The organism is Ferrovibrio sp. GW821-FHT12D07, from assembly GCF_058807275.1.
Genome location: NZ_JBXAQN010000001.1, coordinates 74,288 through 97,156 on the forward strand (window position 1 = coordinate 74,288; position 22,869 = coordinate 97,156).

Below are 22,869 nucleotides of genomic sequence, written 5' to 3' on the forward strand. Positions count from 1 at the left end.
GAGTCCAGTCTTGGGTCCAGCCCCGGCCAGAGCGTCAGAAACCATGGCAAAAACCTATTCGATCACCGTTCCCAGCCCGCTCGGTTCCCTCACCGTCACGGCAACCGCCACGGCTATCGTCAAGCTCGACTGGGGCGGCCGCGGTTCAAAACCTGCACCACTCGACATCCCGCCCGAGGCCGAGGCCCTGCTGGCCGAGGCCGCCCGCCAGCTCGAAATCTATTTCCGGGACGGAAAATACGCCTTCGACCTGCCGCTGGAACCGGCCGGCACCGGGTTCCAGCGCGCCGTGTGGGATTTCATGCTGGCGATCCCGGCCGGCCGTACGCGCAGTTACGGCGAGGCGGCGAGCGCCATCGGCAGCGGCGTGGTGGACGCCCGGGCCGTGGGCAGCGCCTGCGGCGCCAACCCGATCCCGGTGATCATCCCCTGTCACCGGATTTTGGCGGCCGGCGGCGATGCCGGTGGCTATTCGGGCAAGGGCGGGCTGGAGACCAAGCGCTGGCTGCTGCGCCATGAGGGCGCTTATGTGCCGTCGGAGCAGGTCACCCTGCTGTAACCGATTTCACAGACTTGTGCTGATGTAACCGGACCATATGGCACTGGTTGCCGCTGCGCCCGCGCCTGCCTTAGAGTTCCTCCCCGGATAAACAGGAGGAACGCGCAATGGCGAAGACCATCACGATCAGCGCCGCGGATGGCAGCGGCAGCTTCACCGCCTACCAGGCCGGCGACAAAGGCCCCGGCATCCTGGTGATCCAGGAAATCTTCGGCGTCAACAAGGTGATGCGCGACATCTGCGACGACCTGGCGAAACAGGGCTATGTCGCGCTCTGCCCCGATCTCTTCTGGCGCCAGGAACCTGGCATCGACATCACTGACAAGAGCGAAGCCGAGATGAAGAAGGCCTTCGCGCTGTTCGGCGGCTTCAACCTCGATCTCGGCATCGCCGACCTGAAGTCCTCGCTCGCCGCCCTGCGCAAGCTGCCGGGCGTCACCGGCAAGGCCGGCGCAGTCGGCTATTGCCTCGGTGGCAAGCTCGCCTTCCTGATGGCCGCGCGCAGCGATGTCGATGCGGCCGTCTCCTATTACGGCGTCGGCCTGGCCGATCATACCGGCGAAGTGGCCAACATCAAAAAGCCACTGCTGATGCATGTGGCGACCGAGGACAAGTTCGTGCCCAAGGACCAGCAGGCCAAGGTGAAGGCGGCTGTCGCCTCCAATCCCAATGTCACGCTGCATGAATACCAGGGCAACGACCATGCCTTTGCGCGTACCGGTGGCGAGCATTACGATAAGGCGGCGGCCGACACGGCAAATAAACGCACGTCGGATTTCTTCAAAACGCATCTTGGTTAAGGATTACACGACCATGGTTCACGCGATCCGCATTCACGCCGCTGGCGGCCCCGACGTCATGAAGTGGGAAGAGGTCGAGGTCGGCGCGCCCGGCCACGGCCAGATTCGGCTCAAGACCACCGCCGCCGGCCTGAACTACATCGACACCTATCATCGCAGCGGCCTCTACAAGATGCCGCTGCCGCTGGTACTGGGCATGGAAGGCGCCGGCACGGTGACGGCCGTCGGCGACGGCGTCAGCGATGTGAAGGTCGGCGACCGCGTCGCCTATGCCTCGGCGCCACTGGGCTCCTATGCCGAGGAACGCCTGATGCAGGCCGACCGGGTGGTGTTGATCCCCGACGGTGTCTCGGATCAACAGGCCGCTGCCATCATGCTGAAGGGCATGACGACGGAATACCTCGTGCTGCGCACCTACAGGATCAAGGCCGGCGACACCGTGCTGTTCCATGCCGCCGCCGGCGGCGTCGGGCTGCTGTTCGGCCAGTGGGCCAAGGCGCTGGGCGCCACCGTGATCGGCACGGTGAGCTCGGAAGACAAGGCCAAACTGGCGAAAGCCCATGGCTATGACCACATCATCAACTATCGTACGGAAAACTTCGCCGAGAAGGTGAAGGAGATCACCAAGGGCGCGATGCTGCCCGTCGTCTATGACGGCGTCGGCAAGGACACCTGGGCCGGTTCGCTTGATTGCCTGCAGCCTTTCGGCCTGATGGTCAGCTTCGGCAACGCGTCGGGCCCGGTGCCGCCGGTGGATATCGGCAGCCTCGCCGGCAAGGGCTCGCTCTATGTCACACGGCCGACACTGGTCACCTACACGGCCAAGCGCACCGATCTGGTGGCCTCGGCCAAGGCGCTGTTCGAGGTGGTGAAGAGTGGCAAGGTGAAGGTAGAAATTCCGCAGACCTATGCGCTGAAAGATGCCGCCCGTGCGCATACGGATCTGGAAGCGCGCAAAACCACCGGCTCGACGCTTCTGTTGCCATAGGGGCCTCTGCCGTAAGGGCTGTGCGTTTTGCATAACAGGGCCGGATGGGCGCCCCCGCCCGGCCCTTTTCCTTTATCCACAGCTTTGCCATGCTGCGCCCATGACCGAACTTCTGCATCTTGCCGCCGGCAATCTGCTATCGCCGATGATCCTGGCCTTCGTGCTGGGTGCAGCCGCGGCGGCGTTGCGGTCCGACTTGGAAATCCCCGAAGGCGCCGCAAAGGGTCTAGCGATCTATCTGATGTTCGCCATCGGTTTTAAGGGCGGCGTCGCTATGCATGCCGCCAATGGTTGGGCGCTGGTGGGCGCGATTTTTGCTGCACTCGCACTCAGCCTCGCATTACCAGTGATTGCTTTCGGACTGCTGCGCGGCCTGTGGCAACAAAATCGTGTAAATGCCGCCGCCATCGCCGCCCATTACGGCTCGATCAGCATCGTCACCTTTGTTACGGCCGCCGAATTCCTGCGCAGCCGTGACATCCCGTATGAAGGCTATCTCGTCGCCATGACGGCGGTGATGGAAACGCCGGCCATTCTGATCGGTCTGCTGCTAGCCGGTCGCCAGATGCAGCAGGGCATGCAGCCTGGCAGCAGTGAACGCGGTGCGCTGGTACGTGAAGTGCTGGTGAATGGCTCGGTGATGCTGCTGGTCGGCGGCTTTGTCATCGGCTGGCTCACCGGCGATGCCGGCATGAGCAAGATCAAACCCTTCGTGGCTGACCTGTTCAACGGCGCGCTGTGCATCTTCCTGCTCGATATGGGTCTTGTCGCCGTGCGCCAAGGCCGGGCGGCGAAGAACTTCCCGCCCGCGCTGATCCTGTTCGGCCTGGTCATGCCACCGATCGGCGCAGCCGTCGGTTTCGCGGCGGCCGCTCTACTGGGGCTCTCGGCCGGCGGCGCCATGTTGCTGGCGGTACTCTCCGCGTCTGCGTCATACATCGCCGTGCCGGCCGCGATGCGCCTCGCCCTGCCGGCCGCCAGTCCGTCTCTCTCCGTGACACTGGCGCTAGCCGTCACTTTCCCCTTCAATGTCGCCATCGGTTTGCCGCTCTACCTGACGGTGGCGCAACACCTGTTCGGGAATTAGGTCATGGCCCATTCGCGGAAAAAGATCGAGATCATCGTCGAGGCACCGCTTCAAAGGTCTGTTCTTGACTGGCTCAGCCAACAGGGCGTGAAGGGCTGGAGCATCTTGCCGCGCGTGATCGGCGGTGGGCAACAGGGCGAGCGCAGCGGCGACGACATCACCCGCGCCTTTGACAATGTGATGATCGTCGCCGTGACGACCGAAGCCGTGGCACGCCAGGTTCTGGACGGCTTCCATGCCCGCTTCGCCGATGCCGTGGCCATCGTCTATCTCTCGGATGTCGAAGTCGCCCGCGCGGAGAGGTTTACGTGACTGATCCTATCGGCAACGGCCGCACTCCGGCGCAGCAAGCCCGCACGGTCGCTCGCGCATGCCTCACAGGATCTCTGGCCACCACCATGGCCGACGGCGCGCATACACCCAAGACCGCGCAACCTTATGCCTCGCTGGTGCTGACAGCCTTCGATCACGACGCCAGCCCGATCCTACTGATCTCGCGGCTAGCCGAGCATACCAAGAATATCTTGAGCGACGACCGCGTGGCGCTGCTCTGCGACGGCACGACAGGCCTCACTGAGCCGCTGACCGGCCCGCGCGTGACGCTGTTGGGCCGCGCCGAGAAGACCGACGACGCGCGGCCGAAAGCCCGCTTCCTGGCACGGCATCCATCCGCCGAAATGTATGCCGGCTTTGCCGACTTCGCATTTTACCGGATCAATGTCGAGCGCGCACACATCGTAGCCGGTTTCGGCAAGATCCACTGGCTGGACGATTACCTGTATAGCGGTGAAATGGCGGCGCTGATCGATTCTGAAGTCGGCATCGTCGAGGATATGAATGACGACCACGCCGATGCTATCCAGCTCTATGCGCAGAAGCTACTGGGGCAGACGACAGAGGGTTGGAGCTTCTGCGGCATCGACGCCGAGGGTGCTGACCTGATCCGCGAACAGAAAGTAATCCGCCTGCCTTTCGACAAGCCAATCAACACGGCAGAAGAAGCGCGGGTAGAGTTAGTGCGATTAGTGAAGAAAGCACGAAGTCTTTAAGGCGAGCTCACTTAGTCTTTAACCTTCCTGAACGTCGGCTTTACCACCGGCCGGACATAGCTCTTCCACGTCCGATCTTCGTGTGCCGTGGGCCCCAACTTCATGACCCGGATCGAATCCTCGCCCTTCACTTTCCTGAAGGCCTTGCAGAATCCATGGGGCGCGAAGACCTTGTCTTTGCGCAGATGCCGCCGCACCGCCGTCGCATGGCCAAACGGCGCCACGAAATCGACGATCCAGGCATTCTGGCCGCTCTTCCAGTCTTCGACCTTCAGCGAATATGTGCCGGTCGCATACTGGGCTTCGGCTTCGTCCGACAGCCACGCCCAGCTGACAAAGCCGATCGGGCGGCCATTGTCATCGTGATAGAGCCGGAACTGCTTGTGATGGATCGCCGGCAGGATATTACGCTCAAGGATCGCGAGCGGCCACATCCGGTGCATCTTCGAATGCAGCAGCAGGAATACGATGTCGCCAAGAACGGAAGAATTCGTGCGGCTGCCGCCGCTCTCGGCATTACCCGGCAGGCTGCTGCCGAGCCCTTTTCCCGTACCACTCATCGTCACCCCTCCGGATCAACTCGCCTTGGCCGGAACGGCGCTCATGCGGTTGCGCTTGTCGCAGAGCCTGATCAATGCAATCACCACTGCTCCGATGTCAAGCTCCCACCAGCGCATGAAGCCAAAACTCCAGCGGCCGGGATGGGCATGGTGATTGTTATGCCAGCCTTCGCCCCAGGCGAGGATGCCAAGCCACCACACATTCCGGCTGTCGTCCTTGGTATCGGTATTCTGGTAGCCGTATTTGTGGGTGATGTAGATAGTGAGGCCGCTGATCCACAGCTTGATCGCCACCGGCACGGCCCAGCCGAACAGGAAAACCTGCCAGTCGGCCAGCAACAGCAGTGTGGCGAAACCGAGTACCAGCGCCACATAGTTCTTGTGCACCCAGAGCTGGAAGCGGTCACGCTTGAATTCGCGCCGCATCTGCCACTTCCGGTTCTTCGGGGCATAGTTGTGGATGAACATCACGCCCAGCCCGCGCAGATGCGGCGAATGGGGGTCACCTTCGCGGTCGGCATATTGATGATGCTGGCGATGCATCACTGCCCAGCTGGCCGGCGAGCCGGAGCAGCCCAGAGCGCCGGACAGGGTGAACAGAATCTCGGCCCAGCGCGGGGCCTTGAAGCTGCGATGCGCATAGTAGCGATGGAAACCAACCGAAAGTCCGATGCAGCCATAGATGAAGTACCCGAACAGCGCGAGCGCCCACCAGTACCATTCCGCTCCGGAGAAAAGGGCGTAAACGGTCAGCAGGCCCGTCACGATCTGGATGCTGCCGACGAACTGTACCGTCGGGCGCACCAGGGGCGAGCGCTCGATCCTGCGCTGCGCGATTTGCAAAGCACTCATATCCAACTCCCCGTTAATGCCAGTTGGCGGCCAGCACAGAGGCCAGCTGCTCCTGATAGGCGGCCGGCAAGGTCGTCTGACCCGCCGATGGCGGCGCGTAGCTTGCCATGGCGGAGACCAGATTCGCCACATCGTTCGCCACCAGATTCTTGCCATCGCCAGCCGTGATGACATCGACCCGCTGGCTTGCATTGAGATACCAGTCGTCGAGGATGACCCTGCTGGAGGATTCTCCGATGACGTCGATCCACAGGTCGTCGCCCGACTGCCGGAACCAGAGCTGGCTGGCGCCGACGCCCGGACCGAACTGCAGGCGATCCGTGGTCGCCGCCGCATCGGCAATGCCGTTCTGGCCGATGGTATCCACGCCACTGCCTCGCGCCACCATATAGGTGTCGTTGCCGTCACCACCGGCAAGCAGGTCATTACCTGCCCCACCAATCAGGATGTCGACGCCCGCACCACCATTGATCGTATCGTCGCCATCGCCGCCGTTGAGCACGTCGTTACCGGCGTTGCCGTTCAGCGTGTCGTTGCCAGCGTGACCGAACATCCAGTCGTTGCCGGCCGCGCCATTCAGCGTCTGGGTGGTATTGCCGGTCGCAGCATTGGTGAAGGCCATCGCCGACACGTCGATCTGGGTACCATCGGCGAAGCGGAAGGTTTCCACACGATTGTTCGTGGTGAACCAGTCCTTGATCGTAACTCGATCACCGGATTCGGAAGCTGACTGATAACCGGTCCCGACGCCCTGCAGCCCGACGACCAGGTCATTGCCGGACTGCTGCAACAGCAGATCAGCAACGGCAACGCCTTCGCCGAACTCCACTGCGTCTGAGCCACCATTTGCCAATATTGTGTTGTAACCAGTATGAGTCACCCAACCGTAGTTGGCGCCACCTTTGCCATCATAGGAGATGATTTCCCAAGCCTCATACGAGTAAGCCTGCTGGTAGCGGTAATCATCATATATTTGATCAACACCATCGCCACGCTTGAAGCGATAAATGTCATTACCGGCACCGCCAGCAAGGCTGTCATTGCCCCCCGCACCCGCGAGGATGTCGGCAGAACCACTACCTGTCAGAGTATCCGCGAATGCACTGCCTATAATGCCTTCGACGCTATTGAAGGTATCTCCCTGTGCCGCACCACCTGCACCAGTATTTGCTCCCAGAATGACAGTGACCGCAGAAGCGGACGTCGCATAAGACACAAAATCAGTGCCGGCGCCGCCATTCAGAGTATCGGCCCCCAAGCCGCCGTCCAGGACGTCATCGCCAGCGTCGCCGTTCAGCGTGTCGTTGCCAGCATCGCCATTCAGGATATCAGCGTCATCACCGCCATTCAGCGTGTCGTTGTCAGCGCCGCCATTCAGTGTGTCGGTGCCAGAACCACCCCATAGCGTATCGTTGCCGGCATCACCCCATAGCGTGTCGTTGCCGGCACCGCCATCCAGAACGTTGCCAATGGCACTACCAGTCAACGTATCGTTGAAGCTGCTGCCAATGGCATTCTCAAAGCCACTGAGCACATCACCATCGGCATCACTGCCCGAGGCCACCTGCGTAGCGAGATTAATCGTGATGCCAGCTGAAGAACCCGCGTAGCTCACTGTGTCGACGCCCGCACCACCCGCGAGGATATCTGCGCCAGCACCGCCATTGAGCACGTCGTCATGGTTGCCGCCTGCAATATTATCATTGCCCGCGCCGCCACTCAGGGCATCATTACCGTCACCGCCATCCAGAATGTCGTTGCCGTCATTGCCATTTAGCGTGTCATTGCCGCCACCGCCCCACAGGCGGTCGTTACCTGCGCCACCGGTTAGCGTGTCATTGTTGGAGCCGCCACTCTGGATTGCCAGCGTGCTGCCATCGGCGAAGCGGAAGGTCTCAATCTGGCTCAACGGGTTAAACCAGTTCTTCAGCACTACGCGATCCGCAGATTGGCTGGCCGTTGTCAGTGTTCCACCGGCATTCTGCAGACCAACAATCAGATCACCACCAACCGTTTCGAACAGAAGGTCAGCTGCCACAATACCTGCGCCAAACTCAAGCACATCGGCGCCCGCGTCACCCTGCACCGTGTTGTAGCCGGTATGTGTGACCCAGCCCCAATCCGCAGCCCCACCCTTGGGATCGACACTGATAACTTCCCAAGTCTGGTATGTATAAGCCTGCTGGTAGAAATATTCGTCTGTGACCGTGTCAACACCATCACCGCGATTGAAGCGATAGGTGTCGCTACCAACACCGCCGTTCAGGCTATCGTTACCAACACCGCCGGCCAATGTGTCATTGCCTGCACCGCCCATCAGAGCGTTGGCACCGACATTGCCGGCCAACACATTGTTCAGATCGTTGCCTGTGCCATTAAGCGCCGCAGAACCTGTCAGCGTTAGGTTCTCGACATTGGCCCCCAATGCAAAGGTCGACGCAGTGATAATCGTATCTGTTCCAGCATTCACTGCTTCAGTGACCGTATCGCTGACACTATCGACATAGTAGGTGTCATTGCCAGCACCGCCAGACATGCTGTCATTGCCAGTGCCGCCGTCCAGGACGTCATCGCCAGCGTCGCCGTTCAGCGTGTCGTTGCCAGCATCGCCATTCAGGATATCAGCGTCATCACCGCCATTCAGCGTGTCGTTGTCAGCGCCGCCATTCAGTGTGTCGGTGCCAGAACCACCCCATAGCGTATCGTTGCCGGCATCACCCCATAGCGTGTCGTTGCCGGCACCGCCATCCAGAACGTTGCCAATGGCACTACCAGTCAACGTATCGTTGAAGCTGCTGCCAATGGCATTCTCAAAGCCACTGAGCACATCACCATCGGCATCACTGCCCGAGGCCACCTGCGTAGCGAGATTAATCGTGATGCCAGCTGAAGAACCCGCGTAGCTCACTGTGTCGACGCCCGCACCACCCGCGAGGATATCTGCGCCAGCACCGCCATTGAGCACGTCGTCATGGTTGCCGCCTGCAATATTATCATTGCCCGCGCCGCCACTCAGGGCATCATTACCGTCACCGCCATCCAGAATGTCGTTGCCGTCATTGCCATTTAGCGTGTCATTGCCGCCACCGCCCCACAGGCGGTCGTTACCTGCGCCACCGGTTAGCGTGTCATTGTTGGAGCCGCCACTCTGGATTGCCAGCGTGCTGCCATCGGCGAAGCGGAAGGTCTCAATCTGGCTCAACGGGTTAAACCAGTTCTTCAGCACTACGCGATCCGCAGATTGGCTGGCCGTTGTCAGTGTTCCACCGGCATTCTGCAGACCAACAATCAGATCACCACCAACCGTTTCGAACAGAAGGTCAGCTGCCACAATACCTGCGCCAAACTCAAGCACATCGGCGCCCGCGTCACCCTGCACCGTGTTGTAGCCGGTATGTGTGACCCAGCCCCAATCCGCAGCCCCACCCTTGGGATCGACACTGATAACTTCCCAAGTCTGGTATGTATAAGCCTGCTGGTAGAAATATTCGTCTGTGACCGTGTCAACGCCATCGCCGCGATTAAAGCGGTAGATGTCGTTGCCGATGCCACCATTAAGCGCGTCGTTGCCCACACCACCGGCCAGCGCGTCGTTGCCAGCACCGCCGGTCAGCGTGTTAGCGCCATCGTTACCAGTGAGAACATTGTTCAACTCATTGCCGGCACCGTTGATCGCAGCCGTACCCGTCAGTGTCAGATTCTCGACATTGGCACCCAATGCAAAGGTCGCCGACGACACAACTGTATCAGTACCGTTGCCAGCCGCTTCGGTAGCTGTGTCGCCAGCACTGTCAACATAATACGTATCGCTGCCGGCACCGCCGGCCATGCTGTCGTTGCCGGTACCGCCATCCAGCACGTCATCGCCAGCGTCGCCGTTCAGCGTGTCGTTGCCAGAATCGCCATTCAGGATATCGGCGCCATCACCGCCATTCAGTGTGTCGTTGTCAGCGCCGCCATTCAGTGTGTCGGTGCCAACCCCGCCATTCAGGGTATCATTGCCGGCATCGCCAGACAGCGTGTCGTTGCCGACACCGCCATCCAGCACGTTAGCTAGGGTGCTACCGATCAGAACGTCGTTGAAGCTGCTACCAATGACATTCTCAAAGCCGGTCAGTACGTCACCATCGGCGTCACCGCCAGATGCAGTCTGAGCAGTAAGGTTAACTGTGACGCCAGCTGAAGAATCGGCATAGCTCACTGTGTCGACGCCCGCACCACCCGACAGAATGTCGGCGCCAGCACCACCATTCAGGATGTCGTCGTTGTTGCCACCAGTCAGCGTATCGGTGCCAGTACCGCCGTTTAGCGTGTCGCTGCCATCACCGCCATCGAGCTGATCGTTACCATCATTACCGGTGAGTGTGTCATTGCCAGAAGCACCCCAGAAACGATCATTTCCAGAACCACCGATTAATATGTCATTGTTAGAGCTGCCACTCTGAGTCGCCAGCGTGCTGCCATCGGCAAAGCGGAAAGTTTCAACCTGGCTCAACGGGTTGAACCAGTTCTTCAGCACCATGCGATCAGAGGACTGACTCGCCGCCGTCAGCGTACCATCAGCATTCTGCAAGCCGACGATCAGATCGGCACCAATGGTCTCAAACAGTAGATCGGCTTCTGTGATACCTGTGCCAAATTCCACCGCATCTGCACCAGCATCACCCTGCACTATTTGATAGCCGGTATGGGTGACCCATTGGTACTGGGCGAATTTCTCGTTACCGACAAGCTCCCAGACATCATACTGGTAAGCCTGCTGGTAAAAATACTCGTCTGTGACCGTGTCAACGCCATCGCCGCGATTAAAGCGGTAGATGTCGTTGCCGATGCCACCATTAAGCGCGTCATTGCCCACACCACCAGCCAGCGTGTCGTTGCCAGCGCCGCCGGTCAACGTGTTAGCACCATCGTTACCGGTGAGAACATTGTTCAGATCATTGCCGGCGCCGTTGATCGCAGCCGTACCCGTCAGTGTCAGGTTCTCGACATTGGCCGAGAGCGTCGTCGTCACCAATGCGATGACCGTATCAGTGCCGCTGCCGGCCGCTTCCGTTACCGTATCAGCGCCATCGACATAATAGATGTCGTCGCCGGTGCCGCCGGCCATGCTGTCGTTGCCGGTACCGCCATCCAGGATATCGTTGCCTGCATCGCCACTGAGCGTGTCATTGCCAGCCCCGCCACTGAGCAGGTTGTTGCCGGCATCGCCGGTCAGGCTGTCGGCATGATCCGAGCCGATCAGGTTCTCGATGCCGCTGAGTGTGTCGCCAGCCGCATGACCGCCGCTGCCCGTGCCCGTCGCCAGATTGACGGTCACGCCGGCATTCGATCCCTGATAGGAAGCCGTATCGACACCGCTGCCGCCGATCAGCACGTCAGCGCCGGCACCGCCGGTCAGCAGATCGTTGCCGCCTGCGCCATTCAGCGTGTTAGCGCCAGCGGTGCCAGTCAGGACGTCGTCCTGGTCAGATCCTGTCAGATTCTCGATACCGGTCAGCGTGAGGCCGTATTCGGCCACGGTCGCATTGCCGTTGCTGTCGAGAACGACATTCACGCCGGCATAATTCTGGAAGACAGCCGTATCCACGCCCGCGCCACCAATCAGGGTGTCGCCATTCCCGGACGCGACCAGCGTATCGTTGCCAGCACCACCATTCAGGATATTGACGCCGTCATTGCCGATCAGCGTATCGGCATGGTTCGAGCCGATCACATTCTCGATGCCGGTCAGCGTATCGCCGGTGCCAAAGCCACCAGAGGCCGAGCCCGTCGCAAGATTGACGGTCACGCCGGCATTCGAGCCCAGATAAACAGCCGTATCGTTGCCGGCGCCGCCGTTAAGGGCATCACCGCCAAGGCCACCAAGCAGCGTATCATCACCATCGCCACCATTCAGTGTGTCGTTACCGGCATCGCCATACAGAAGATCATTGCCGTCACCACCGCTGATGGTGTCGTCGCCCGCCGTTGCCGGCGTCGTACCGATATTGCCAATGGCCAGATGTTCGACGCCGATATTGCTGAACGCACCTTCGGCATCCACCACGCCGACATTCAGCGTGCGGATGCCGGGACCGGCATTCTCGTTGATGAATGTCACCGCGCCCAGTACAGCCTCATACATCGCCACCGAGGCAACACCAGAGAAGGTCAGGCCATGGAGATTGGACGGATCGGTGCCGAAGCCGCCGCCGACCAGCTTGATGCCCGTGAACTGCCCGTTGGCATCCAGGATTTGGCCGGTCGCATTGACAGTATAGCCGCCCGTGAGTTGCAGCGTGTCACCGGCCTGATAGCCTGAAGCGATGAAGAATGCGCCACCCTGCAGGGTGGGACTGTCGATATCGCTGACATCGAGATTGGCACCGGCACCGACATTGGCCGGATTGACGCGGGTGACGCTGGTTTCACCGACATCAACTTCCAGAATAACGTCGTTGAAATCGCGGTCCGACTGTTGGGTCGACAGCTGGTCATCCCAGCCTATGGCAATCCGGTCAGGCGCAGTGCCCTGGCCGGCGGCGACATGCTGCAAGTTGTCGGGATTAAGCCCAAGAGTATTGATTGTCTCGCCATTGAAGCTGGCGTCTGAATCTGCCGCGCTGTGGAAGATCGGCTGATTGATTGCAGTGCCACTGCTGGCGGATGCATTCGACGGATGCACCATGAGCCGCGGCGGTGTTGCATCAAATAGTGTGGCGGGATCGCCATCGGCTTGGACAAAACTCATAGCTACAGCGCCGTTGCCATCCACGACCTGCTGGATCAGTGGATTGCTGGCGGCGTCTTGGATCATGAACATACCAAAGGTCGCACCGGCCGGCAGTACACCCAAGCTGACAGTCGCGCCGGTTGCCAGCGGAGGCATATTGGCATCAGGAAAAATCAGCTTCGCGGGGCCGAAGGTGCCGTCAGGGTTGATCAAATACCAGCCGATCACACTGTGATATCCGGCGTCGACAAGATGCAGCACGACACTGACTTCGCGTGCCTGGTCATCCAACTGGAATGGACCAGCGCCATTCACATACTGCTCGCCAAGCGGCTGACCATTCACAGGCGCGGTCAGTACGTCGATGAAATTGGTGATATCGTTCTGGTATTGGCTGGTAACCTGGGTGGTCGTCGCAAAGGCGAAGCCATCAATCTGCACGGTCGGCGCATCGTTCACCGGCAGGATGTCGATGGTCGCCTGCGCCGTGTCGAAGCCGCCGTTGCCGTCCGTAACCGTGTAATCAAAAGTGACCACACCGTCGAAATCCGGATTGGGCGTGATGATGATCTGGCCGCCCGACAGCACAGCGGTGCCGCCGACCACATTGGAAATGCCGGTGATGCTCAGCGCATCGCCATTGGCATCTGTGTCATTGGCCAGCAGGGAGGATACATTGACGACGACCTGATGGTCTTCCAGACCCACAAAGCTGTCGTTGCCCGCGATCGGCGGTTGCGGCGGCGGAGGCGGAGGGGGCGGCGGAGGGCCGCCACCGCCATCGCCATCAGTACCACTGTTTACGCCGCCATCATCACTGGCGCCGCCACCATTGTTGCCATTACCACCACTACTACCGCCGCCGCCGCCGCCGTCGCCGCCGTCGCCGCCGCCGCCGCAAAATAGAGCCCTGGGACTTGAGGCAAAATGATCGCTCACACCACGAATAATCCGCAGAATCTCAATATCGACGGCACGCATCAGTTATGCCTCTTGATGTGAATGGTTTTGCGCTCAAAAAGAAAAGGTAATGGCAGGCATCAGGGCAACTTCCGCAGGCCCAACTTGAAGTTTCCGCCCACTTCCCGCATGCCTAGGCGTTGGAAAAAACGGCTCGCACGTTCAGTTTTTATGCCGGTGGAGACACCCATCGCTAACTCCCGTGCCCCACGCTCCTCTGCCCACTGGCGGAAGCCTTGAAAGAGCCGAGTAGCGGCCATCCCCCCACGCCAAGCCGGCGCAATGTAAAAGACCTGATCACTAGCCAAGGTTTCGCGGCAAAAAACGTACTCGGTGAGGTACCCGAGCAGCATGCCGATCAACTTTCCCTCCGCCTCGATCACCAAAGCGCACGAAGTTGAGCTGTTGGCGATATAATGCTTCAACACCGCGGCCACCTTGTCGTCATCGAAGGGCAGGAAGGCATATGTAGATTCGGCGTGCATTTGGCGGGCCAGCTCTCTAACCGCGGCGACATCCGCTTCCTGAAGCGGCCGCAGCACATAGGCAGGGCTTGGCTGTTTGCGCTTGACGCTCCTCACAATCGCGATTGAGCGCGGCCGGTTCGGCAAAGCGCTTTCATCAGCCATTTCAGGCCTCAGTCGATTGGTAGCAGAGCGAGACGATGGCGTGACTTACGCCACACTCATAAGTAGCCCAAAGGGGTGATATTTCCGATTTACTCGCGAAACCGAATCGGGAATACCGATCAAGCTCGCGAGTGGATTGCTTAGCTTTGCATATGGAGAATCGAGCTCTGCTGCCGCCGACAACTGGAGACTCAGGCTTCTTATATGACCCCATTCTCACACCATTTTTGGCGGTTCTCCGCCATTAACTAAGCTAGAGCATCACGCCTTTAGCTTGCCTACCCATGTAAACTCTAGCAAGGCCCAAGAAAGCTTAGCAATAGAAATACGCGAAGGTGCTACAATTTTTACAATTTTCTCGCGCGCGCGTATAGCGCGCAACCGTATGGCCCCATCGGCTTCATCTCAGAGGCTAAAAAGCTATTGGCGTTGAATATTCAGGGTCACGGTGCATTCGCCAATATTCGGCTGCCAGACTGGCAAGATGCTTAGATGGTGGCATCTCACGCCCGTCAATCCGCGTGACCGGGATGATGCCGCCGGATGTAGATGTCAGGAATATTTCTCCCGCCGCCATCAGTTCGTTTCGATCGATAACACGACGCTCAAGCGGAATGCCTAGAGTTACAGCGGCAATCTGCACAGCTCGAGCTGTAACCCCAGGCAAACAGTTCTCAGCCGGCATCACCAGTACACCATTGCTGATAATCGCTGCATTAAAGCCAGGTCCCTCTGCCAATGCACCCTCTCTATCCAATAAGAGTGCTGTATCGAAACCATGGTCTTGCGCCTCAAATTGCGCGCGCGTCAGATCAATCCAGGAAAAATTCTTCCAGCGAGGATCGACCGTCTCAGCGCCCGAACGCTGCACAGACCGCGCAACCCGCACACTAACGCCAGTGTCGCGTCCACTAAAGCTGTAATAAGGCTTGGCATACGCCATGAAGCGAGGTCTACAGCCATTTAGATCGCGCGGATTTCCACTTTCTGGCAAACCGCGTGTCAATATCATCCACACCAGCGCCTCACGAAGACCGCTCTTTGCAACAAGAGAAAGAACTATGGTGCGCAATTGATCGGGGCTATGCGGTAGAGGCAAACGCTGATTGCTTGCAGATGTCTGGAAACGCTCAATATGATGATCGAGCATGAAGGCACGACCATCGGTCACATGGAAAACATCATAAGTGGCATCACAATGAATAAAGCCAAGGTCGAGCACGCTAACCGATAGCGACGCCAACGGCACATAGGCTCCATCTTGATACCCGAGTCCCTGGGAGATGATGTCTTCAATACTTGATCTAGCCGATACGATATTGTTGTTCATAAATACATTCCCATCACAACTGCGCTCTTAATTTCACCGCGAGCGATCACACAAACTTTTCTATGCTTGTGCCATTAAAGAAATCGGGATTCATGCCGGTATAAAGCGCGATCGGATTATCACAGACAAGGCTACGGAACTGATCCGATGTGATCAGACCTTGCTCAACCCGTTCATATGCCTCAGCAACCACCTTTTCGATGTCCGGCACATCCCAATGGCCAATATCTGAACCAAAAATCGGCTTCAGTTGGCGCCCCTCTGGCACAAATTTACGGTCAAATGCCATCGTCAATGAGCGATCGTCTGGCTCGCAACCCAAGAAAAAATTGTCAGCGAACATAGCTGCTATATGCGCCCGGCCAGAAATTCCACTCGCCGCAAATTCATCCAATACTTCGCAACGAGAGACTTCAATATCACGCATGATTTCCCAGGCTTTACGCAGTTGTTCATCGGGCTTTTGCAGCAGCGGCCCGCCATAATCGCGAAAAAGTTGGCATAGACGATCAATGTCGAGATGCGCAGGATTATAATTATTGATCGCGTCTCGATTTCGCTTTTCCCAATGGCCGACCAGGCTATTACAAAGCTCTACAGCCCACATCACGCCTCCCTCAAGAAAGGCGAACTTCAAAGCCGGGAATCGCTGCAACACACCCCCCATTATCAAAGCCTTGGCAAAGGCTTCATGAGCGGCCCCGAACATCCCAATATGGTTGTATACGTAGTTGCTCGGCGATACCCGACTACCCTCTCCCATCATAGCAGAATGTACAGCCGGCACGACTTTCAGATCGATGCAAGTCTGCCAAAAGGTGTCGTAATCAAAGGCGCTGTCGAGAACCAGATTGTCTACAATATGACCGAACCCCAGAGCATCAGCGCCTTGTCTGATAGCAGCCGGTAGCGGACGACGCGCAAAGCCAGATATGAGGATGGCCTTGTAGCCGAGGCTCTGCACGGCAAATGAGGCCTCAGCGATCGCTTCCTCTGGTGAGTACATGGGAATAGTCGCCACAGGGGTCAAACGGCTGGCATGAGGGCGAAACAATTCTGCCTGCATGACATTAAGCGCACGGCATACGGCTTGCCGTATTTCCTGATCATCTTCCCGCATAAACATCAGACCAAGCGTCGGATAGACGACGCCAAAATCAAGGCCGATAGCATCCATCCGCGCCCGCATCAGCCCCGGCAGAATAGCCGTTGCCCGATCATCTGTTGATCGCGCTGGCATGCCCCACCACGGCCCACGCGGCGCACCGATTTGACGTCTCGCCTCTACATCGCGTTGAAACCAGTAAGGCCCTATATGCTCTTTCGCCTGCGCGACAAACCGCCGAACCACATTCGGGCCAGCCACCTGCTTTAGGAAATCCTTGAAAACTGGCTGATACTCAAGGTTATGACCATCACAATCGATGATGGGATGGCCAATCCTTTGGCGGATATCATCACCCCTCACATCAGCCCTCCCGGCCCACACACAGGCTGCGCGCCTTTTCACGATTCTTTTTACCCAAAATGGTCCTGGGTATTTCATCGACGACAAAGAATTCTGTCGGGCATTTATGCTTCGCCATGCCCTCAGAACAATAAAGTGCAATATCGCCCATAAATTCGTGATGCCGATCGTGCGCATGTTCGGGCACAATCATCGACACGACACGCTCGCCTTTAGAAGCATCTGGCAGAGAAAAGGTTAGAGCATCGCGAATTTTTGGATGCTTCAGCAGGAACTGATCTATCTCTTCGGGATAGACGTTATAACCGCCAACATTGATTATTTCTCGATCACGGCCTACGAGAAAAAGATACCCGTCGCCGTCTAAATAACCGATGTCCCCCATCGTAAAATGGTCACCGCGATAAGCAGCCGCAGTCTTCACCGCATCCCCAAGATAAGAAAACTTCATTCCATCTTTCGAAGAAAAGTAAACACTGCCAGCAACATCAGTGGGGCATATTTGCCCATCCGCATCCATAATCCTGACGCCAGCTTGCTCTGAAGGCTTTCCCACGCTACCGGGCTTACACAACCAATCTGGGCTTGTTATGCAAACGCCCCCGCCTTCACTGCTCGAATAATATTCAGTCACGATGGGACCGAATGTCTCAATCGCCCAATATTTAAGGTCGATCGGACATGGAGCGGCACCATGCAAAATACAGCGTAGATCTGGGAACTGCAGCGCCCCCGACGCATCCCCAGCCAGCCGCATCAAATGCAGCACATAGGGTGACAGATAAGCATGCGTGATATGGCCTTTATGCAGGCGCTCGACAATTGCCTGAGGATCAAGTGCATTCTGTAGGTACAGCGTGACGCCAAAGGCCAGCGGCATGCGGATGGCTATATTGTAGAGGCCTGGATGAAACAGAGGGAACGGGCATAAATAGCGATCCCCTTCACGAAAATCATATATCGGGGGTAACTGGCGGGCCAAAGGGTAAAGGTCAGGCTGACGTCCCGCCACCGCTTTCGGCCGTCCAGTGGTGCCGGAGGTGAAATAGACTGGCACACCTTGCCTCTCGACGGCCATATGACCGGGCTCATTTTTCAACAGCAGCTGGGAATAATCCTGAAAGCCAGGCTGCGGCTCGCCGACTGAAATGCGGTGAGCCGGCGGCAACGATTGTACAACTTCGGCAATGCAATCACTCACCCCACTCTCGACAATACAACTTTTTATATCGCCGGCCTGCAGAATGTGTCGAAGCTCATCATCTTTTAGATCATAGACAACAGGCACGACATCAATGCCGGCTCGCTCTGCCGCCAGCATGCATTCGACAAATTCAGGCCGATTGCGACAGAGCAGAAGAATGCGATCGCCAGCCTGCAGACCGCTTGCCAACAAGCCACGCGCTAAACGATTAGCGTTTCGATCAAGATCTGCGTAGGTGCGCACACCGAAATCAGAAACGATCGCAAGACGATCAGGCCCCTTCCGGGCATGCATGCGGATAAGTCGCGATACAAGATGCGGGCCGCGCTCACTGACCGACATAGAATGCCCGCCATAATACTTGATGAGTATTGCCGATTGGATTGCCCGAGATTTTGAGCATTGTGTTTATTGCCACCCCGATTTGGTGGCAGCATACGCACAATCGTCAAATCCTGTCACTCGCCACAAGAGCACTGCACTCTCTTACTCTGCAGTTAGTAGATAGTGAGAACGCGCGAACTCGCGACGCTTCTTCCCCATATCAGAGCGCTGGACTTCCTTCGTGACTCCGATGACAGTGGGATGCTTATACGGGGCAAGATAAGTGCAGCAATGCCGCCTCAGATCCTCCTCCAGCATAGCAATATCAGGAGCGTCTGACGATGGAATGATCAGTGCAACAACTGCTTCGCCCTTGCCTGGGTCTGGCACAGAGAAACTGATAGCATCCCTTACATACGGGTGCCTCATTAGGCATTGATCGATCTCTTCGGGAAAAACATTATAGCCGCCAACAACACAAATCTCTGACGTGCGGCCAGTTAGAAATAGATAGCCATCATCATCAAGATAGCCAATATCGCCAAGAGTCAGGCAATCGCCATAATAGGCGGCAGCTGTTTTATCTGGTGAGCCAAGATATTCAAATCGGGCTTCAGTCTCAATCTGCATATACACGCCGCCAGCACTGTTAGCCGGCAGCAGCATCCCATCTTCGCCATATATGTAGACAGGATAATCTTTCAGTGGTCTGCCTACGCTGCCAGGCTTTTTTAGCCATTGTTCTGAATCAATAAAAACACCACCGCCTTCGGTGCCAGCATAAAACTCGTGCAAGATCGGGCCGAAGGCTTTTATTGCCCAATGCTTCAAATCAACAGAACAGGGCGCGCCGGCGTGCAAAATCATGCGTAACGATGATGTGTCGTACCGATCTTTCCACTCCTCATAACTTTCACGTAATAAATGCAGCAGGTATGGGGTCATATACGCATGTGTAATACGCCGTTCGGCGACTAGGCGCACAACAGACAAAGGATCAGGTTGCGGCAGTACGTGCACAGGGATGCCGGCCGCGAGCGGGACACGCACACCAACACCAAACATGCCGAGGTTGGACATGGGGATGGGATACAAGAAGGCATCTGCAGGTCGAAAATCATACAAGGCTGGGAGATGTCGCGCTAATGCGCCAAGTTCAGGCCGGGCCCGCAATACACCTTTCGGCCGACCGGTTGTGCCAGATGTATAATAGATTGGCTGCCCGGGCGCCTTGGGAGTGATTTCAATCTCTTCCGCCTCTGCTATAGCTACATCGCAACTTTTAAAGCCGGACAGCGCCCCACCAATCGACAGTCTCAATTTCATTTCGGCTAAAACATCAACCAACTGCGCCAAACCGCGGTCATAGCAGGTCGCATCGACGATACAGCCACAAACCTGTGCATCAGTTATGATGTAGCGCAACTCATCTGCCGTCAGGCTTGGCATAAGGGGGACGATAGAAATGCCACTGCGGTCGGCCGCCAGCATAATGGCAACAAATTCTGGGCAATTATTGCTGAGCAGGCAAATGCGATCGCCTTCTGTAAGGCCGGCCGCTGCGAATACGCTGACGAGGCCTTTAATAGCCGCGTCTAACTCTGCATAATCGACAGACCGATCGCCAACAACAAAAGCCAAATCTTTTGGCTTTTGACGCGCCATAGCAGCTAACCGCCGTGCAACGATGCTGCCGCCCTTCATCCCCACGCCCCGAGCTACAAGCCGCCTCACCACTCATATGTGAGGCGGCTTCATTTTTGCAGATGGTGTTTAAAATTGCCTTTGAATACCACGGCAAGCTTCAAGCTGGCTCTTCTATCAGAAGAGCTGATCGACAAACTTCTGCGTAGGTACAGGCAGTAAATCTTGCGGGTGATCGCCGCCAAGCGTACCCCACTTGCTGCTCGAGCGCGTGGTTGTGGACGCAACGACATTGCCCGACACTACTACGTCATAGACGGCATATTTGATGGTGATCTTGTCAGGGATACCAGACCATTCCGTTGCCTGGTCCTCCCAATGCAAAATCGAGGCTTCAAGGATGTAGCCAAGATTGGCCTGCTTCGCCTTTTGCAAAGAGTCAGCCAGGCTTTCAGGCGCGCTGGCCTCAACAATCTTGCCGACATGCTGGCTAAGGGCTGCCACGACAGCGTTTGCGGTTTGCGCGCCAGAGCGGGGATATGTTTCAGTGCCATAGGCGCCGTTTGTGGGCATGGTGACATAGAAGCCAGAATTCTTGTCTAAACGGGCAGTTGGGCCTGAATAGGCATCAACAGCATATTTGCTCACACAACCGCTCAGCATGAGCATTGCCGCAAGAGCGGCGACGACCACTTTCATAACACCCCCATTAAGTCTGCCCTGCCTATGAGGGAGCATGCCTGATTCGCAGCTATGATGGAATTAGCAAAATCGTGTACACCCATTCATATCGCCAAAATCCACTGATGCAGTCCAAAACGGTAAAACCTACTCAGTTACGCGTGTCCGCTTATTTGCGATTTAACGTGCGCGTGAAGAATTCTGCTATCTGAGTATTTGTCTGTCGTTGTATAGCTATGCGATTGACACTAGGCGAATCCACACATACACGCGGTACCGTGGCCGCCAGCTTTTCAGAGCATGGCTGTATAAAAACAAAAATGTCCGCCTGGCACAGTGCGATAATCCGGCCGACGCGGCAGAGAATCCCGGATTAGATCGCCATTGAATGCGTTCGACAGCATTTCGTCGCGTTCTGGCTGAAACAACAGCACAGGCACCTTCACCCCTGCCAAGGCCGTCTTATCAAACATCACGCCAAATGGCGCCAATAGAACTACAGACTTAATCCGCGATTCTGCCGGCCTCTCCCAATCATCGAGAAACCTCAAGCCTAAACTCGTCAGCCAACCGCCTAACGGACAAGCTGCGCCATGCTCCACCGGCTGCTGGCAATGTTTGATCCAGTTCTGACGATCAGGCTTGGCACCCGCCATCACCAGAGCCGTAACCCGCCGGCAGAGTAGCCAACCATGCCGATTTGGCGGTGGTTAATGGTCTTGGACAGCTTTGGGTGTTTTAACACCACATCTAAGGCATACGACGCCTGATAGGGCCGTGCGCCGAATTGCCGTGACGATCCATGTGCTGATTTATCATCAAAGCTATCGCCTAGATGACGCGGCGCAGCCACAACCATGCCACGCCGTGCTAATTGTCTGGCCATATCGCTTAAAGCGAGATCACTGCCTTCGCTGCCATGAGAGATCAATATAAGGCGATGGCGGCCGGACACTGGTGTTGCGTCTAAAGCCACCTTGAGCTCCACGTCCCCAAACTGCAGGATCTTTTCTGGCGTTTTCGATGGGTACCAAACAGTGACTGGAACTCCCGGCACAATGGCCCCCGGCATCTGGACTGGGGGCAGCTGCATCATACCTGCCGTATATGACTGCGCTACAACCGCGCAAGACATCGTCACCGAAAACAACGCGCCTGCAATTACAGCTGATATTGTCTTCATCAAAGTCATTGCTAAATATGAGTATGTTAATCGTCAGAAACCGAGCCATAAATTTTTGTGCAAATAGAGCCCGATTGTCAAATGAATGGGCGAAAATCGGGCCAATCCGGCTTACGGTATCTAGGGTCCAACCGGAGTATGCTGCGTCAATTTTATGTATTTGTTCAGGTGCCGATCTAGTGTGAAGACAAATATAATATATTCTGCACATTAGATTTATAGGCCCAAAAGGACCGCTCCATTGCGCTGGATATTTGTCGTCTTACCCCTGCTCTTCCTACTTGCCTTTATTTATGAATTTTATCGTTAGAAGCCTGAATTGCTTCAGACCGCTCTAAAAATCAAAGACGTGTTTATCCCGCCAAAGGCAAATTGTTCGACATAACGTGATTATGCACATGTCGTCTCATTCCGGCCAGTTGGCGCGGGCGCTTTTACGATATTCCGCTAGGAATTCCGGCTATTTCCCCAATACCTCGGGATGGATCATTTCCCGCATGCCATCTGGTCAGCCCCAACTCGACAATCCCGGAACCCGCAGTACTTGGATTTCCTTTAGCCATTCCGGTGAATGGGTCGCATGCGCCCTTAGCACCACTGGCCCTATTGGTGTCGATATTGAAACACATCGTCGTGATCGAGATCTGCCTGGTATCGCTGCGCTTGGCTTCAGTCCTGCTGAGCACAGCCGTAGTCAAAACAGTGTCAAGGAGTTTTACCGGATATAGACCATCCGTGAAGCTGTGGCCAAAGCGACAGGCGCTGGCTTAGCACAAGTGACCGATGGCAACAATTATGCCGGCACCGGGCCAATGCTGGGAAGCTGGCGGGCGATA

The 22,869-nt window shown here is 57.1% G+C and carries 17 protein-coding genes; 6 read left to right on the top strand and 11 right to left on the bottom strand.

Features of this window, described 5'->3' with window-relative positions:
* Positions 1–43 precede the first annotated feature (43 nt).
* From AC1RRE_RS00390 to AC1RRE_RS00415, 6 genes are all read left to right on the top strand, one after another.
* Positions 44–559, top strand: a complete 516-nt coding sequence (locus AC1RRE_RS00390) for a methylated-DNA--[protein]-cysteine S-methyltransferase (protein ID WP_492979062.1) — start codon at positions 44–46, stop codon at positions 557–559.
* Between the two features lie 107 nt (positions 560–666).
* A complete protein-coding gene (locus AC1RRE_RS00395; RefSeq protein WP_492979063.1) occupies positions 667–1,359 on the top strand; it encodes a dienelactone hydrolase family protein in 693 nt (230 codons plus the stop codon).
* Between the two features lie 13 nt (positions 1,360–1,372).
* Entirely contained in the window at positions 1,373–2,347 is a 975-nt protein-coding gene (locus AC1RRE_RS00400; RefSeq protein WP_492979064.1) for a quinone oxidoreductase family protein, read from the top strand.
* Between the two features lie 100 nt (positions 2,348–2,447).
* Positions 2,448–3,434, top strand: coding sequence for a sodium-dependent bicarbonate transport family permease (locus AC1RRE_RS00405; RefSeq protein ID WP_492979065.1), 987 nt, complete (start codon positions 2,448–2,450; stop codon positions 3,432–3,434).
* Positions 3,435–3,437: 3 nt separating this feature from the next.
* Positions 3,438–3,746 (top strand): P-II family nitrogen regulator, encoded by a 309-nt coding sequence (locus AC1RRE_RS00410; protein WP_492979066.1) that lies wholly within the window; start codon positions 3,438–3,440, stop codon positions 3,744–3,746.
* On the top strand, positions 3,743–4,483 hold the full coding sequence (locus AC1RRE_RS00415) for a HugZ family pyridoxamine 5'-phosphate oxidase (RefSeq protein ID WP_492979067.1): 741 nt from the start codon (positions 3,743–3,745) through the stop codon (positions 4,481–4,483). The genes AC1RRE_RS00410 and AC1RRE_RS00415 overlap by 4 nt, the downstream gene beginning before the upstream one ends.
* Before the next feature lie 11 nt (positions 4,484–4,494).
* On the opposite strand, the gene AC1RRE_RS00420 is transcribed toward AC1RRE_RS00415, so the two are convergent.
* From AC1RRE_RS00420 to AC1RRE_RS00470, 11 genes are all read right to left on the bottom strand, one after another.
* Positions 4,495–5,043 carry a toxin-activating lysine-acyltransferase gene (locus tag AC1RRE_RS00420; protein WP_492979068.1) on the bottom strand — a complete coding sequence of 183 codons (549 nt, stop codon included), beginning with the start codon at positions 5,041–5,043 and terminating at the stop codon, positions 4,495–4,497.
* Positions 5,044–5,058: 15 nt separating this feature from the next.
* Positions 5,059–5,895: an acyl-CoA desaturase gene (locus AC1RRE_RS00425; RefSeq protein WP_492979069.1), complete on the bottom strand. Its 837-nt coding sequence runs from the start codon at positions 5,893–5,895 to the stop codon at positions 5,059–5,061.
* 13 nt (positions 5,896–5,908) lie between these two features.
* Positions 5,909–13,591 carry a beta strand repeat-containing protein gene (locus tag AC1RRE_RS00430; RefSeq protein WP_492979070.1) on the bottom strand — a complete coding sequence of 2,561 codons (7,683 nt, stop codon included), beginning with the start codon at positions 13,589–13,591 and terminating at the stop codon, positions 5,909–5,911.
* A 59-nt stretch (positions 13,592–13,650) separates the two neighbouring features.
* Positions 13,651–14,199 (bottom strand): GNAT family N-acetyltransferase, encoded by a 549-nt coding sequence (locus tag AC1RRE_RS00435; protein ID WP_492979071.1) that lies wholly within the window; start codon positions 14,197–14,199, stop codon positions 13,651–13,653.
* A 412-nt stretch (positions 14,200–14,611) separates the two neighbouring features.
* Entirely contained in the window at positions 14,612–15,529 is a 918-nt protein-coding gene (locus AC1RRE_RS00440; protein WP_492979072.1) for an aminotransferase class IV, read from the bottom strand.
* Between the two features lie 46 nt (positions 15,530–15,575).
* Positions 15,576–16,997, bottom strand: a complete 1,422-nt coding sequence (locus tag AC1RRE_RS00445; RefSeq protein ID WP_492979073.1) for an amidohydrolase family protein — start codon at positions 16,995–16,997, stop codon at positions 15,576–15,578.
* A gap of 1 nt (position 16,998) precedes the next feature.
* The gene (locus AC1RRE_RS00450; protein WP_492979074.1) at positions 16,999–18,543 is read right to left on the bottom strand and encodes an AMP-binding protein; all 1,545 of its coding nucleotides are present in this window, start codon (positions 18,541–18,543) and stop codon (positions 16,999–17,001) included.
* Between the two features lie 144 nt (positions 18,544–18,687).
* Positions 18,688–20,229 (bottom strand): AMP-binding protein, encoded by a 1,542-nt coding sequence (locus AC1RRE_RS00455; RefSeq protein WP_492979075.1) that lies wholly within the window; start codon positions 20,227–20,229, stop codon positions 18,688–18,690.
* A 117-nt stretch (positions 20,230–20,346) separates the two neighbouring features.
* Positions 20,347–20,868, bottom strand: coding sequence for a DUF4823 domain-containing protein (locus AC1RRE_RS00460; RefSeq protein WP_492979076.1), 522 nt, complete (start codon positions 20,866–20,868; stop codon positions 20,347–20,349).
* Between the two features lie 275 nt (positions 20,869–21,143).
* Positions 21,144–21,506: a hypothetical protein gene (locus AC1RRE_RS00465; RefSeq protein ID WP_492979077.1), complete on the bottom strand. Its 363-nt coding sequence runs from the start codon at positions 21,504–21,506 to the stop codon at positions 21,144–21,146.
* Entirely contained in the window at positions 21,506–22,042 is a 537-nt protein-coding gene (locus tag AC1RRE_RS00470; RefSeq protein WP_492979078.1) for an alpha/beta hydrolase family protein, read from the bottom strand. Before AC1RRE_RS00470 ends, AC1RRE_RS00465 begins: the two co-directional genes overlap by 1 nt.
* Between the last annotated feature and the right edge of the window lie 827 nt (positions 22,043–22,869).

What these genes read in the sequence shown, in the direction of transcription:
- AC1RRE_RS00390 (WP_492979062.1), top strand. Translation starts at nt 44, where the DNA reads ATGGCAAAAACCTATTCGATCACCGTTCCCAGCCCGCTCGGTTCCCTC.
- AC1RRE_RS00395 (WP_492979063.1), top strand. Translation starts at nt 667, where the DNA reads ATGGCGAAGACCATCACGATCAGCGCCGCGGATGGCAGCGGCAGCTTC.
- AC1RRE_RS00400 (WP_492979064.1), top strand. Translation starts at nt 1,373, where the DNA reads ATGGTTCACGCGATCCGCATTCACGCCGCTGGCGGCCCCGACGTCATG.
- AC1RRE_RS00405 (WP_492979065.1), top strand. Translation starts at nt 2,448, where the DNA reads ATGACCGAACTTCTGCATCTTGCCGCCGGCAATCTGCTATCGCCGATG.
- AC1RRE_RS00410 (WP_492979066.1), top strand. Translation starts at nt 3,438, where the DNA reads ATGGCCCATTCGCGGAAAAAGATCGAGATCATCGTCGAGGCACCGCTT.
- AC1RRE_RS00420 (WP_492979068.1), bottom strand. Translation starts at nt 5,043, where the DNA reads ATGAGTGGTACGGGAAAAGGGCTCGGCAGCAGCCTGCCGGGTAATGCC.
- AC1RRE_RS00425 (WP_492979069.1), bottom strand. Translation starts at nt 5,895, where the DNA reads ATGAGTGCTTTGCAAATCGCGCAGCGCAGGATCGAGCGCTCGCCCCTG.
- AC1RRE_RS00430 (WP_492979070.1), bottom strand. Translation starts at nt 13,591, where the DNA reads ATGCGTGCCGTCGATATTGAGATTCTGCGGATTATTCGTGGTGTGAGC.
- AC1RRE_RS00435 (WP_492979071.1), bottom strand. Translation starts at nt 14,199, where the DNA reads ATGGCTGATGAAAGCGCTTTGCCGAACCGGCCGCGCTCAATCGCGATT.
- AC1RRE_RS00440 (WP_492979072.1), bottom strand. Translation starts at nt 15,529, where the DNA reads ATGAACAACAATATCGTATCGGCTAGATCAAGTATTGAAGACATCATC.
- AC1RRE_RS00450 (WP_492979074.1), bottom strand. Translation starts at nt 18,543, where the DNA reads ATGTCGGTCAGTGAGCGCGGCCCGCATCTTGTATCGCGACTTATCCGC.
- AC1RRE_RS00455 (WP_492979075.1), bottom strand. Translation starts at nt 20,229, where the DNA reads ATGAAGGGCGGCAGCATCGTTGCACGGCGGTTAGCTGCTATGGCGCGT.
- AC1RRE_RS00460 (WP_492979076.1), bottom strand. Translation starts at nt 20,868, where the DNA reads ATGAAAGTGGTCGTCGCCGCTCTTGCGGCAATGCTCATGCTGAGCGGT.
- AC1RRE_RS00465 (WP_492979077.1), bottom strand. Translation starts at nt 21,506, where the DNA reads ATGGCGGGTGCCAAGCCTGATCGTCAGAACTGGATCAAACATTGCCAG.
- AC1RRE_RS00470 (WP_492979078.1), bottom strand. Translation starts at nt 22,042, where the DNA reads ATGACTTTGATGAAGACAATATCAGCTGTAATTGCAGGCGCGTTGTTT.